Consider the following 13,512-nt stretch of genomic DNA (forward strand, 5'->3'; position numbering starts at 1 on the left):
ACGAGTAGCATAACGATGAGTCTGAACCTGGTAAGTGAACAATTACTGTCAGCAAATGGCCTGAATCATCAGGATCTTTTTGCCATTCTTGGCCAGTTGGCCGAGCGCCGTCTGGATTACGGCGATCTCTATTTTCAGTCGAGCTATCACGAATCCTGGGTTCTGGAAGACAGCATCATTAAAGATGGTTCGTACAATATCGACCAGGGCGTCGGCGTTCGTGCGGTCAGCGGCGAGAAAACGGGTTTTGCTTATGCCGACCAAATCAGCCGGCTGGCGCTGGAACAGAGCGCGCAGGCGGCTCGTACCATCGTGCGCGATAGCGGCGACGGTAAAGTGCGTACCCTGGGAGCGGTAGAATACGGCGCGCTGTATACCAGTATCGATCCGCTGCAAAGCATGAGCCGCGAAGAGAAACTGGATATCCTGCGTCGCGTCGATAAAGCCGCCCGCGCTGCGGATAAACGGGTGCAGGAAGTGTCCGCCAGCCTGAGCGGCGTGTATGAATTGATTCTGGTTGCGGCGACCGATGGGACGTTAGCGGCGGACGTTCGTCCGCTGGTGCGCCTGTCGGTCAGCGTGCTGGTAGAAGACGACGGTAAACGCGAGCGCGGCTCCAGCGGCGGCGGCGGTCGTTTTGGCTATGACTATTTCCTGGCCGCCGAAGACGGTGAAGTCCGCGCCGATGCCTGGGCGAAAGAAGCGGTGCGCATGGCGCTGGTGAATTTGTCCGCCGTTGCCGCCCCGGCGGGCATGCTGCCGGTGGTGCTGGGCGCCGGCTGGCCTGGCGTGTTGCTGCATGAAGCGGTAGGACACGGTCTGGAAGGCGACTTCAACCGTCGCGGGACCTCGGTATTCAGCGGCCATATGGGCGAACTGGTGGCTTCCGAACTGTGCACCGTGGTGGATGATGGCACCATTGCCAATCGCCGCGGCTCGCTGGCCGTTGATGACGAAGGGACGCCGGGTCAGTACAACGTGTTGATTGAGAACGGTATCCTGAAAGGCTATATGCAGGACAAACTCAACGCGCGTCTGATGGGGGTTGCGCCGACCGGTAACGGCCGTCGCGAGTCGTACGCCCATCTGCCGATGCCGCGCATGACCAACACCTACATGCTGGCAGGTAAATCGACGCCGCAGGAAATTATTGAATCGGTCGATTACGGTATCTATGCCCCTAACTTTGGCGGCGGTCAGGTCGATATCACCTCCGGTAAGTTTGTGTTCTCCACTTCAGAAGCCTACCTGATCGAAAAAGGGAAGGTCACAAAAGCGGTGAAGGGCGCGACCCTGATTGGTTCCGGGATTGAAGCGATGCAGCAGATTTCCATGGTCGGTAACGATCTGAAGCTTGATAGCGGTGTCGGCGTGTGCGGTAAAGAGGGCCAGAGCGTGCCGGTAGGCGTTGGCCAACCGACGCTGAAAGTCGATAACCTTACCGTTGGCGGAACCGCCTGAATGTTCTGAATGCGCCTTCGCATCTTGCGAAGGCGCAGCCTGCACCGGCGACACTCCTGCTTTGTGGGTCGCCGCTAGCGGCAAATTCCCCGGCCGTGCATCCCCTGGTAAATTTTTGCCACCTCGACAAAATACTCCGTCAGTGAATTAATGCAGACCTGAACCTTCAGCGGCAGCTTGTCTTTCTCGGTATACACCGCGTACACAGGGCGAGGATCGGACTGGTAGCTTGGCAGCAGGATTTCCAGCTCGCCGCGGTTGATCTCTTCGATTGCCCACATCAGCGGAACGTAAGCCACGCCAACGCCAGCGGTCAGCCAACGTACCAGCGTCATGGGGTCGTTGGTGACAAAGCGGCCCTGCGGGATCAGTTTGGTTGAGATCCCTTCCGGGGCGATGATTTCAAATTCATTATCAGGGCGCACGCTGTACTCAAGCCACGAATGGCTGGCGAGATCGGCTGGTTTTTCCGGGATCCCCGCCTGTTGCAGATAGCTTTTCGCCGCGCAGAGCACCATCGGCATCGAGCCAAGCCGGCGTGAAAAGAGACTGGAATCCTGCAATGCCCCGACACGAATCACCACATCCAGGCCGTCAGCAATCAGATCCGGCGCCGGAATGCCGGTGACCAGGTTAACGGATAAGCCCGGGTACTCTTTCAGCATTCCGGCGGTAATGTGGGCCAGCACATTCTGTGCCATAGTTGAAGAGCAGCCGACGCGCAGCGTACCGATGGGCGTATTATTAAACGCGTACAGTTGCTCATGGACATCCTGCGCTTCGAACAGCATGCGTCGGCAGCCCTGGTAATAGATCTTACCGGCTTCTGTTAAGCCAAGCCTGCGGGTGCTGCGGTTAAGCAGCTTCACCTGGAGTTCATCTTCCAGTCTGGAGACAGTCTGGCTGATGGATGAAACGCTCATCTGGAGCTGGTGTGCCGTGGCGGTAAATGAACCAAGTTCAACCACTTTGGCAAAAACGGACATGCGTTTTAATCGTTCCATTATTCACTCTGACTTAAAAGTGATTTAGATCACATAATATAGATCATGCTGCAATTATTACGTTACTATATTGTTAGCTACATAATAAACGCTTCACTACATCACCTGTACGCTTCTTACCAAGGTCATCATGAGTCTGTTTCCTGTCATCGTGATTTTCGGCTTGTCGTTTCCGCCGATCTTCTTTGAGCTGCTAATCTCGCTGGCCATCTTCTGGCTGGTACACCGACTGCTGGTTCCCACCGGCATCTATGATTTTGTCTGGCACCCTGCACTGTTTAATACCGCGTTATATTGCTGCCTTTTTTATCTGATATCGCGTTTGTTCGTTTGAGGTCGATGTGAAAACACTAACAAGAAATATCTTCCGTACCGCAATCACTGTGATACTGGTTATCCTGGCATTTGTCGCGATTTTTCGCGCCTGGGTCTATTACACCGCGTCTCCCTGGACGCGCGACGCGCGATTCAGCGCCGACATCGTGGCGATCGCACCCGATGTTTCGGGGCTGATTTCGCAGGTAAATATCAAGGATAACCAACTGGTTAAGAAAGACCAGGTTTTGTTTGTGATTGATCAGCCGCGTTATCAGAAAGCCCTCGAAGAAGCTCAGGCCGATGTTTACTACTACCAGACTCTGGCGCAGGAAAAACGTGTTGAAGCCGGCCGCCGTAATAAGCTGGGCGTACAGGCGATGTCTCGTGAAGAGATAGACCAGGCCAATAACGTCTTACAAACGGCAGAGCATCAGCTGGCGAAAGCCGTGGCCAGTCGGGATCTGGCGAAGCTCGATCTGGAACGCACGGTTGTACGCGCGCCAGCCGATGGTTGGGTGACCAACCTCAATGTTTACAGCGGTGAATTTATTACCCGCGGTTCGACAGCCGTGGCGCTGGTTAAACAAGGTACCTTTTACGTGGTGGCCTACCTGGAAGAGACCAAACTGGAAGGGGTACGCCAGGGCTACCGCGCGGAAATTACCCCGCTGGGAAGCAGCCACTCGATTAAAGGTACGGTGGACAGCATCGCCGCCGGGGTAACCAACGCCAGCAGCAGTAGCGACGCCAAAGGGATGGCTTCCGTGGACTCTAACCTTGAGTGGGTTCGTCTGGCCCAGCGCGTGCCGGTTCGCATTCGACTCGATGAGCAGCAGGGCAATCTGTGGCCTGCGGGGACAACCGCGACGGTGGTGATTACCGGTAAACAAGACCGCGATACAACCCAGGCGAACTTCTTCCAGAAACTGGCGATGCGCCTGCGTGAGTTTGGTTAATCGCTATGGGGATCTTCACCATTTATCCCCGGCACCTTCGCTTCGCGATTAAATTAGCGTGCGCGGTGGTGCTGTCGCTTTTTGTCGGCTTCCATTTTCAACTGGAAACACCGCGCTGGGCGGTGCTCACCGCGGCCATTGTCACCGCCGGTCCGGCGTTCGCCGCCGGTGGAGAGCCCTATTCTGGCGCGATCCGCTATCGCGGGATGCTGCGTATCGCCGGGACGTTTATCGGCTGTATTGCGGCGCTGGCGATAATCATTCTGATGATTCGTGCGCCGCTGTTGATGCTGCTGGTATGTTGTCTGTGGGCGGGCTTCTGCACCTGGATCTCCTCACTGGTTCGCGTCGAAAACTCCTACGCCTGGGGGTTGGCCGGCTATACTGCGCTTATCATTGTTATCACCATTCATACTGACCCGATGCTGGCGCCGCAGTTTGCCGTTGAGCGTTGCAGCGAGATTGTGGTGGGTATTGTCAGCGCCATCATGGCGGATCTGCTATTTTCCCCGCGCTCGATTAAGAAAGAGATCGATCTTGAACTGGATAACCTGCTGGTAGAACAGTACCGCCTGATGCAGCTTTGCGTGGCGCATGGCGACAGCGAAGTGGTCGATAAAGCATGGGGTTCACTGGTGCGGCGGACCAGCGCGCTGGAAGGAATGCGCGGCAACCTGATTATGGAATCCTCGCGCTGGGCGAAGGTGAACCAGCGCCTGAAGGCGATTAATACTCTTTCTTTAACCCTGATTACCCAGGCCTGCGAAACGTACCTGATCCAGAATTCGCGCCCGGAAATCGTCACCAATGATTACCGCGAGCTGTTTGCCGAACCGGTTGAAACCGTGCAGGACGTCCATCGACAGCTGAAAAGAATGCGCCGCTTTCTGACCTGGAAGGGGGAGCACAATACGCCGGTAACGATTTACAGCTGGGTTGGCGCCGCGACGCGCTATCTGCTGTTGAAGCGCGGCGTGGTCGGCAATACCAGGATTAGCCGGGTTGAAGATGAAGTGCTGCAGGGGGAAGTGGTGATAAAGGCGGGTTCCGCCGAGCATCATCATGCGATGGTCAACTTCTGGCGCACCTCCATTTCCTGCATCCTTGGGACGCTGTTCTGGCTGTGGACCGGCTGGACTTCCGGCAGCGGGGCGATGGTGATGATCGCGGTAGTGACGTCGCTCGCCATGCGCCTGCCTAACCCACGCATGGTGGCGATAGACTTTCTCTACGGTACGCTGGCGGCCTTACCGCTGGGGGCGCTGTTCTTCCTGGTGATTATGCCCGCCACGCAGCAGAGTATGCTGCTGCTGTGTATCAGCCTGGCGGCGATGGCGTTCTTTATCGGTATTGAGGTGCAAAAGCGGCGGCTGGGATCGCTGGGCGCGCTGGCGAGTACCATCAACATTCTGGTACTGGATAACCCGATGCAGTTTCAGTTCAGCCAGTTTCTCGATAGCGCGCTGGGCCAGATCGTCGGCTGTTTTCTTGCGCTGATGGTGATTCTGCTGGTGCGGGATAATTCACAAGCGCGTACCGGGCGTGTGCTGCTGAATCAGTTTGTTTCGGCCGCGGTGTCATCGCTGACGACCAATACCGCGCGTCGCAAAGAGAACCATTTGCCGGCGCTGTATCAGCAGCTGTTCCTGCTGCTGAATAAGTTCCCCGGTGATATTGCCCGTTTCCGCCTGGCGCTGACCCTGATTATTGCCCATCAGCGTCTGCGCGATGCGCCTGTGCCGGTAAACGACGATCTGTCGGCATTTCACCGCCAGCTGCGACGCACCGCGGACCATGTCATTTCCGCAGTCAGTGATGATAAACGACGTCGCTATTTCGCTCGTTTGTTAGAAGAGCTCGACGTTTATCAGGAAAAACTGCAGGTCTGGGAGGCGTCGCCGCAGGTGACGGAACCGGTCCGGCGGCTGGTGGAGATGCTGCGTAAGTACCAGCATGTCTTGACCAATAGCTAACCTGAACCGACGCGGAAGCGTCGGTTTTTTTATCACTATACTTAATCGTCGGGGATATTCGCGTTTCGTTCAGGGAAGCAGGGAGAGAACCCCGGCACGTGGATGCATGGACAGTATTGGCGGGTGACAATAGCGCGATGTTGACAGGGTGTGGGCGATGACTATCTATACATTTGATTTTGATGATATAGCCGATCAGCAGGATTTCTATCGTGAGTTTTCACAGAGCTTCTCGCTCAACCGCGAGCAGGTGAACAATCTGGATTCATTGTGGGAAGCCGTAACCGGCGGTCTGCTGCCGTTGCCGCTGGAGATTGAGTTTATTCACTTAAACGATAAGCAGCGTCGGCGCTTTGGCGCCTTGATATTGCTGTTCGATGAAGCGGAAGAAGAACTGGAAGGGGAGCTGCGGTTTAACGCCAGGCAGGCATAAAAAAGCCCCCGACAGGCGGGGGCAAGTCGTCGGACAAGACGACGAGGGTTTATTTGTACAACTCAGCGGTAGCGTGCCAGCTATCGCCGGTACGGGCTTCGATAATACGGTAGCTGCTGGCGCCTTCTTTTTCGGCTTTAGCCGCCAGTTCGTGGCGCATATCCATCGGGGCGCTGCCTACCTGTGAAACAGAGATAGTGCCCATCGACTGCAGATTTTGAGCTTGTTCCGCGTTGACCTGATGTACGGCGGCGCTGGCGCCGAAGGAGAGAACGGAAGCCAGGCCCAGGGATGCGATGATCATTGAACGTTTCATAATCTTTACTCCAACCATTTGTTGCAGCGGCGGGAGGCTTTGAATGGACCTGGGCCGCTGGAAATTATTCGTATTCAGTAAGTAACCGACAATCGTTACGTCTTATTTATAAAGCTCTGCCGTAGCGTGCCAGTGGTCACCGGTACGGGCTTCGATAATGCGATAAGAAGATGCCCCTTCTTCCTGGGCTTTCTTGTTCAGCATTTCATGCATACTCATCGGGGAAGAACTCACCGCGCCGACGGAAATGGTACCGATTGACTGACGGCCTTGCGCCTGATCGCTGTTGATAGAGTCAGCGGCGAAAGCGCCAAAGGACAGAACGGACAGGATGCTTAGTGCAGCTACAGTGGTTTTGATTTTCATGATGTTCACCTCGTCGAATCTTATTATTGAGGGCTCTTCGTTTCGTGACCCTCATCACAAAATCAAGTATACACTAATCACCAAAAATATTAATACTCTGCTAATTGTTATTTGAGTAAATAATTACAAAGAATTGTCTTTTTTATAACATATAAGAATTAGAAATGTCATTTACTCGCTACGCAACTCTAATATAGCGATTAAAATCATATGGATAGGGGATTTTGATGTTTTGTGCGCTTATGGCCGGCACATTCGGTAAAAGTATGTATAGAGGGCGAAAACCACACTAACTGTTAAAGAAATGCAATATTTTTGCAACGGCCCTCTGGCAGGAACCAGAGGGGGGGCCCTCAGAGTTCCTGTTCAAACAGAACGAGAATGGCGTCGTACAGATCTTTGACGGTGAAGCCTCTGGCCGGGGTCGTAAAGATGGTGTCATCGCCGGCAATGCTGCCGAGAATGCCTTCCGTTTTGCCGAGAGAGTCCAGCAGGCGAGCAATCAACTGCGCAGCGCCCGGGCTGGTATGGATAACCACGACGGCATCGTTATAGTCGATATCGAGCACGAGGTTTTTCAGCGGGCTGGAGGTCGTCGGAACACCAAGCTCGGCAGGCAGGCAATAGACCATCTCCATTTTGGCGTTACGGGTACGAACCGCGCCAAATTTAGTCAACATGCGGGAGACTTTCGATTGGTTGATATTATCGAAACCTTCTTCCTGCAGCGCCTGGACGATTTCACCCTGAGAGCTGAACTTTTCTTCTTTAAGCAGCAGTTTAAACGCTTTAACCAGTTCTTCTTGTTTTGCCGAACTTCGCATAAGTCACCCAATTATGGTGGTAAAAATACCATCATTATGCATAGAAATGAATTTTTATGCAAATAATCCGCAGAAGGATAAAGTAAATAATGTTATGAAGGGGGCATATTTTAGCAAATAACCCTGCTGAGGAACATGCCTTCATCACAGCGCGTAAATCACCGTAAAAGTAAACCAAATGTTATGAGAATGATGTTGTTTTGCCGAGCGAGCTGGGTGTATTGTAACCAACAGTCGATCCGGTACTACGCTTTGCTGGATGGTCAGTCTCAGGGATGAAAATGTGAAGCGGATGCATCGCTGCGCAACAGAACGCATTCTTCAACCAAACCTATTGTAATTGTTCATCTTGTGAATTAAGGTCCAGGCGACGGAGTAACGAAAGACTATATTAACCATAATAAGGAGTTTAGGATGAAAGTTGCAGTCCTCGGCGCCGCTGGTGGAATCGGCCAGGCGCTTGCCCTACTACTTAAGACCCAACTGCCTTCAGGTTCAGAACTCTCGTTGTACGACATTGCTCCGGTCACGCCGGGCGTGGCGGTTGATCTTAGCCATATCCCTACCGATGTAAAAATCAAAGGTTTCTCCGGTGAAGACGCAACTCCGGCGCTTGTCGGGGCTGATGTGGTGCTGATTTCTGCTGGTGTCGCCCGTAAGCCAGGCATGGATCGCTCCGATTTATTTAACGTTAACGCGGGTATCGTGAAGAACCTGGTACAGCAGATAGCGAAAACCTGCCCGCAAGCCTGCATCGGTATCATTACTAACCCGGTGAACACGACGGTGGCCATTGCGGCAGAGGTGCTGAAAAAAGCGGGCGTTTACGATAAGAACAAACTGTTTGGCGTCACTACGCTGGACATCATCCGTTCAAATACCTTTGTGGCTGAGCTGAAAGGTAAATCCGCATCTGACGTTGAAGTGCCGGTTATTGGCGGCCACTCCGGCGTGACCATCCTGCCGTTATTGTCGCAGATTACGGGCGTAAGCTTCAGCGAGCAAGAAGTCGCCGATCTGACAAAACGCATCCAGAACGCCGGCACCGAAGTTGTTGAGGCCAAAGCCGGTGGCGGTTCGGCCACGCTCTCGATGGGTCAGGCGGCCGCACGCTTTGGTCTTTCCTTAGTGCGCGCGATGCAGGGTGAGAAAGGCGTGGTCGAATGCGCTTATGTTGAAGGCGATGGCCAGCACGCGCGTTTCTTCTCGCAGCCGTTACTGCTGGGCAAAAACGGCATCGAAGAGCGTCGACCTTTCGGTAAGCTGAGCGCATTTGAGCAACAGGCGCTGGAAGGGATGCTGGATACGCTGAAGAAAGATATCGCTATGGGCGAAGAGTTCGTCAATAAATAACATGGCGATGCGATAAAAAACCGGAGCAGTTGAGTGGCTCCGGTTTTTTTATGGCGGTTAGTTGGTCGCCGGATATTCCTGAACAGCGATATGCAGCGTGATTTTTTTGTCATCGCGCATGATAACCACCGGAATTTCTGAGCCAGGGCGGATTTCCGCGACCTGGTCCATGGTTTCGAGGGCGGAGACCGCCGGTTTGTCATTCACCGAAATGATCACGTCGTTGGCGCGGATACCGGCCTGAGCCGCCGGACCATCCGGGGCGACGTCATTCACCACAATCCCCTGCAGCTGATCGATGCCGCCGCCCTGAGCATGCAGCGGCGCAATTTCGCGGCCGCTGATACCGATATAACCACGGATCACGCGGCCATCGCGGATCAGCTTATCCATGATCTTGGTTGCCAGCTGGAAGGGAATCGCAAAGCCGATCCCTTCCGGCGTTTCACCATCGTTGCTTTTATCAAATGACAGCGTGTTGATGCCCATCAGTTCGCCCAGTGAGTTCACCAGCGCGCCGCCGGAGTTACCGTGGTTGATTGAGGCATCGGTTTGCAGAAAATTTTGTCGCCCGGTAGGGTTCAGGCCAATACGACCGGTGGCGCTGATAATCCCCTGAGTAATCGTCTGACCGAGGTTGTAAGGGTTACCAATTGCAAGGACCACATCGCCGATATGCGGCACCCGTTTCGGGTTGATAGGGATGACCGGCAGGCCGGCGTTGGCGTTAATTTTTAGAACCGCCAGGTCAGTCAGGGTATCAGAGCCAACCAGTAAGGCTTCAAAAACGCGGCCATCCTGCAGGGCGACAATAATCTGATCCGCATCATTGATGACGTGTTTATTGGTCAGGATGTAACCACGCTGGTCCATGATAACGCCGGAGCCCAGAGTCAGCTGATTATGACTGGTGCTGTTCAGCGCGCGGTTATAGACGTTGACCACCGCAGGTGCGGCGCGGCGAACGGCAGAATTATAGCTGGCGGGCGATTCGTCCGCGCTATCGTACTGGGTCGCCGTCGACAGATGCCATTGACGCAGCGAAGGCATCAAGGCCAGAAGCAGGCCGCCGACGAGTAACCCCATGAGTACAGAACGTAAAAGCTTTCCAGGCATGATACCGGTATCGTTGATGGATGGACATGCGCAGCATAGCACGAGTTATCCGGACATCGCACGGCGGGCGATGTCCGGAAATACGCGTTATCGCAGCAACAGATAGATGCTTTCGTTACCGCGCACGATGTTCAGGGCGATGACAGCCGGTTTGCTCTCCAGCACTTTACGTAGTTCGGCAATAGAGTGCACGCGCTCGCGGTTAAGGCCAATAATGATATCGTCCTTATGCAGGCCAACCTGCGCCGCCGGGCTTCCTTTGTCGACGTTGTCGACGGTGACGCCTTTGGTGCCGTCTTTCATTTGACCGTCGCTCAGCGATGCCCCCTGCAGCGCGGGGATGATAAGATCGGCGCTGGCGGTAGACGAAGTGCTCTTATCCAGAGTGACTTCGACATCCAGCGGTTTCCCGTCACGCAACAGGCCCAGCTTCACTTTGGTGCCAGGCTCCGTCGTGGCAATGCGCGAACGCAGCTCGGCAAAGCTGCTCAGCGGTTTACCGTTCATGCTGACAATCACATCGCCGGATTTAATCCCGGCTTTCGCCGAACCTGAATTCGCTAAGACTTCGCTGACGAAGGCCCCGCGCTGAGCGTCGATATTCATCGCTTTAGCGATATCTGCGCTCATTTCCATGCCTTTAATTCCCAGCAGACCGCGTTTGATTTCGCCAAACTGGATCAGCTGTTGAGCGAGGGTTTTCGCCATATTACTCGGAATGGCAAAGCCAATGCCGATGCTGCCGCCGCCTGGCGCCAGAATCGCGGTGTTGATACCAATCAGCTCGCCGTTCAGGTTCAGCAGCGCGCCGCCGGAGTTACCCCGGTTGATAGAGGCATCGGTCTGGATAAAGTTCTCCAGCCCTTCAAGGTTCAGCCCGCTGCGACCGAGCGCGGAGATAATACCGGATGTGGCGGTCTGCCCGAGGCCAAACGGATTCCCGACGGCCACGGCGAAATCGCCAACGCGAAGTTTATCGGAGTCGGCGATGGCGATTTGCGTCAGATGGCTGGGATTTTGTAGTTGCAGCAGGGCGATATCGCTCTGATCGTCGCTGCCGACCAGCTTCGCATCGAATTCGCGGCCATCGTTGAGCTGAACGCTGATTTTCTGTGCCTGGCTGATCACGTGATTATTAGTCAGTACATAGCCTTTGGCGGCATCGATGATGACCCCGGAGCCCAGACCTTCAAAAGGCTGAGCCTGCTCCTGCGGCGCATTGTCGCCAAAGTACTTTTTCAACTCTTCCGGCATGTTTTGCGCGGGGGCGGCGGTCCCTTCAACCTGTACGCTTACGACCGCAGGCAGCACTTTTTCCAGCATCGGCGCAAGGCTTGGCAACGCCCCCTGGCCGGGTACCTGCGTGGGTAACGATGCCGTCGCCGTAGGTAAAACCGACAACGATAACCCGATGCTTAACGCTAACGCACTCAACAGCAAAGTCTGTTTCTTCATTAGATGCTGGCTCTCGTAACCTGAGGTGTATGGAAAAACGTCCCGGATGGCCTGATGTTATTGAATTTTCAACCGGCTAACAATGCGGTCAATGATTAAATAATAGCTGGGATGTGGGGTTGAGGCGGGCGCAGAGTGCGCGCCCGGGTAATATTTTTTGCCGGCAGGGATAAATCAGTCGCGTTTTGCGCCACCGCGCAGCAGGCCGGATGCGCCTTCAGAATAGTCGCGCGGCATCTGAACCGGCGCCTGATCGTTACTGGCCTCCGATTCTGCAAGACGGTTGCGGAACGGATTGGCTTCTGCCATCGCATCCGGCAGCAGACTGCTGGAGCTTTTCGCCATGTGTTGATACAGCTGACGGTAGTCATCCGCCATGTTGTCCAGCAGTTCAGCGCTGCGGGCAAAATGGCTGACCAGCTCTTCACGATACTCTTCAAGCTCTGTTTTATTCTTTTCCAGTTCGAACTGCAGCGCCTGTTGTTGACGTAATTTGCGGTTGCCAAAACGCATGGCGACGGCACCGATGATGATACCGACAACTAGCCCAATTAGCGCATATTCCCAGGTCATGTACATCTCCCGTTGTTTTGTGGTTCCGTAGGGTGTGGCTGTAAGGCTCTCCGCCTGCGCCCGATAGTGCCACTATAACCGCTAATTCCACAGAAGTGGAATCCTGGCGTATCATCGCGTAGTGTAGAACGGCCTTTTTTTCGTCAATCGTGAGCTTCAGCATTACGGTTTTCAAGGAATAACAATAAGATCATGCAAAGCCTGTCCCCAACATCGCGTTACCTTTTAGCCCTCAAAGAGGGCAGCCATCAACCTGACGACGTCCAGCAAGAAGCGGTAAACCGCCTCGATACGATTTATCATGAACTGCAGAATAAACCCGCTCCGGCACCGCAAAGCAGCGGCCTGCGGGCAAAATTCGGCAAGTGGCTGGGTAAGCGCGAACCTGCCGTCGAGCCTGCAGCGGTGCGCGGCCTGTACATGTGGGGGGGCGTCGGGCGAGGGAAAACCTGGCTGATGGACCTGTTTTATCATAGCCTGCCCGGCGATCGTAAGCAGCGCCTGCACTTCCATCGCTTTATGCTGCGTGTCCATGAAGAGCTGATTACCCTGCAGGGACACAGCGATCCGCTGGAAATCCTCGCCGACCGCTTCAAGGCGGAAACCGACGTTCTCTGTTTCGATGAGTTCTTTGTCTCCGATATTACTGACGCCATGCTGCTGGGCGGCCTGATGAAAGCCCTGTTCGCGCGTGGCATCACGCTGGTGGCCACCTCGAACATCCCGCCAGATGAGCTCTACCGCAACGGTCTGCAGCGCGCCCGCTTCCTGCCCGCAATCGATGCGATTAAACAGCATTGCGACATTATGAACGTCGATGCGGGCATTGATTACCGTCTGCGCACGCTGACGCAGGCCCATCTGTGGCTGTCGCCCCTCAATGCGCAGACGCAGCAGCAGATGGATAAACTGTGGCTGGCATTAGCGGGAGCGAAACGCGAGCAGACGCCTACGCTGGAAATTAACCATCGACCGCTGCCGACATTAGGCGTCGAAAACCAGACGCTGGCGGCCTCGTTTGCCACACTGTGCGTGGATGCGCGCAGCCAGCACGATTACATCGCGCTTTCGCGCCTGTTCCATACCGTCATGTTATTTGATGTCCCGGTAATGACCACACTGCTGGAGAGCGAAGCCCGGCGGTTTATCGCCCTGGTGGATGAGTTCTACGAGCGGCACGTTAAGCTGGTCGTCAGCGCCGCGGTGCCGCTGTATGACATTTATCAGGGGGAGCGACTGAAGTTTGAGTTTCAGCGCTGCTTATCGCGCCTGCAGGAAATGCAAAGCGAAGAGTATTTGAAACGCCCGCATATGCCTTAACGGCACGCGTCGTGTTGCCATGACGCAAGGGTATCGCGTGGCAA

14 protein-coding genes are annotated in these 13,512 nt (G+C 54.7%); 7 read left to right on the forward strand and 7 right to left on the reverse strand.

Going from position 1 to position 13,512, the window contains the following annotated elements; genetic code table 11:
- Positions 1-15: 15 nt before the first annotated feature.
- Positions 16-1,461, forward strand: a complete 1,446-nt coding sequence (gene tldD, locus Electrica_RS02260; RefSeq protein WP_100684879.1) for a metalloprotease TldD — start codon at positions 16-18, stop codon at positions 1,459-1,461.
- Positions 1,462-1,535: 74 nt separating this feature from the next.
- Here the strand turns inward: tldD and aaeR are convergent, their stop codons facing one another.
- A complete protein-coding gene (gene aaeR, locus Electrica_RS02265) occupies positions 1,536-2,465 on the reverse strand; it encodes an HTH-type transcriptional activator AaeR (protein WP_100684878.1) in 930 nt (309 codons plus the stop codon).
- A gap of 130 nt (positions 2,466-2,595) precedes the next feature.
- On the opposite strand from aaeR, the gene aaeX reads away from it, so the two are divergent.
- From aaeX to Electrica_RS02285, 4 genes are all read left to right on the forward strand, one after another.
- Positions 2,596-2,799 (forward strand): p-hydroxybenzoic acid efflux pump operon protein AaeX, encoded by a 204-nt coding sequence (gene aaeX / locus Electrica_RS02270; RefSeq protein ID WP_004868260.1) that lies wholly within the window; start codon positions 2,596-2,598, stop codon positions 2,797-2,799.
- 7 nt (positions 2,800-2,806) lie between these two features.
- On the forward strand, positions 2,807-3,739 hold the full coding sequence (gene aaeA / locus Electrica_RS02275; protein WP_100684877.1) for a p-hydroxybenzoic acid efflux pump subunit AaeA: 933 nt from the start codon (positions 2,807-2,809) through the stop codon (positions 3,737-3,739).
- Between the two features lie 5 nt (positions 3,740-3,744).
- Positions 3,745-5,712, forward strand: coding sequence for a p-hydroxybenzoic acid efflux pump subunit AaeB (aaeB, locus tag Electrica_RS02280; protein ID WP_141963284.1), 1,968 nt, complete (start codon positions 3,745-3,747; stop codon positions 5,710-5,712).
- Positions 5,713-5,869: 157 nt separating this feature from the next.
- Entirely contained in the window at positions 5,870-6,145 is a 276-nt protein-coding gene (locus tag Electrica_RS02285) for a barstar family protein (protein WP_100684875.1), read from the forward strand.
- Positions 6,146-6,194: 49 nt separating this feature from the next.
- Here Electrica_RS02285 and yhcN-B read toward each other — a convergent pair whose 3' ends face one another.
- From yhcN-B to argR, 3 genes are all read right to left on the reverse strand, one after another.
- On the reverse strand, positions 6,195-6,461 hold the full coding sequence (gene yhcN-B, locus Electrica_RS02290; protein ID WP_004868249.1) for a DUF1471 family stress response protein YhcN-B: 267 nt from the start codon (positions 6,459-6,461) through the stop codon (positions 6,195-6,197).
- Positions 6,462-6,563: 102 nt separating this feature from the next.
- A complete protein-coding gene (gene yhcN / locus Electrica_RS02295; protein ID WP_100684874.1) occupies positions 6,564-6,827 on the reverse strand; it encodes a peroxide/acid stress response protein YhcN in 264 nt (87 codons plus the stop codon).
- A 353-nt stretch (positions 6,828-7,180) separates the two neighbouring features.
- Entirely contained in the window at positions 7,181-7,651 is a 471-nt protein-coding gene (argR, locus tag Electrica_RS02300) for a transcriptional regulator ArgR (RefSeq protein ID WP_100684873.1), read from the reverse strand.
- A 414-nt stretch (positions 7,652-8,065) separates the two neighbouring features.
- Here argR and mdh point away from each other — a divergent pair, with 414 nt between their 5' ends.
- A complete protein-coding gene (gene mdh, locus Electrica_RS02305; protein WP_131048455.1) occupies positions 8,066-9,004 on the forward strand; it encodes a malate dehydrogenase in 939 nt (312 codons plus the stop codon).
- Positions 9,005-9,061: 57 nt separating this feature from the next.
- On the opposite strand, the gene degS is transcribed toward mdh, so the two are convergent.
- From degS to zapG, 3 genes are all read right to left on the reverse strand, one after another.
- On the reverse strand, positions 9,062-10,120 hold the full coding sequence (gene degS, locus Electrica_RS02310; protein ID WP_100684871.1) for an outer membrane-stress sensor serine endopeptidase DegS: 1,059 nt from the start codon (positions 10,118-10,120) through the stop codon (positions 9,062-9,064).
- An 87-nt stretch (positions 10,121-10,207) separates the two neighbouring features.
- Positions 10,208-11,575 (reverse strand): serine endoprotease DegQ, encoded by a 1,368-nt coding sequence (gene degQ, locus Electrica_RS02315; RefSeq protein WP_141963286.1) that lies wholly within the window; start codon positions 11,573-11,575, stop codon positions 10,208-10,210.
- A gap of 174 nt (positions 11,576-11,749) precedes the next feature.
- The gene (zapG, locus tag Electrica_RS02320) at positions 11,750-12,148 is read right to left on the reverse strand and encodes a Z-ring associated protein ZapG (RefSeq protein ID WP_100684869.1); all 399 of its coding nucleotides are present in this window, start codon (positions 12,146-12,148) and stop codon (positions 11,750-11,752) included.
- 192 nt (positions 12,149-12,340) lie between these two features.
- Between zapG and zapE the strand changes: the two genes are divergently transcribed.
- Positions 12,341-13,468 carry a cell division protein ZapE gene (zapE, locus tag Electrica_RS02325; RefSeq protein WP_141963288.1) on the forward strand — a complete coding sequence of 376 codons (1,128 nt, stop codon included), beginning with the start codon at positions 12,341-12,343 and terminating at the stop codon, positions 13,466-13,468.
- Positions 13,469-13,512: the final 44 nt, after the last annotated feature.

The organism is Klebsiella electrica (assembly GCF_006711645.1).
Taxonomy (GTDB): Bacteria; Pseudomonadota; Gammaproteobacteria; order Enterobacterales; family Enterobacteriaceae; genus Klebsiella; species Klebsiella electrica.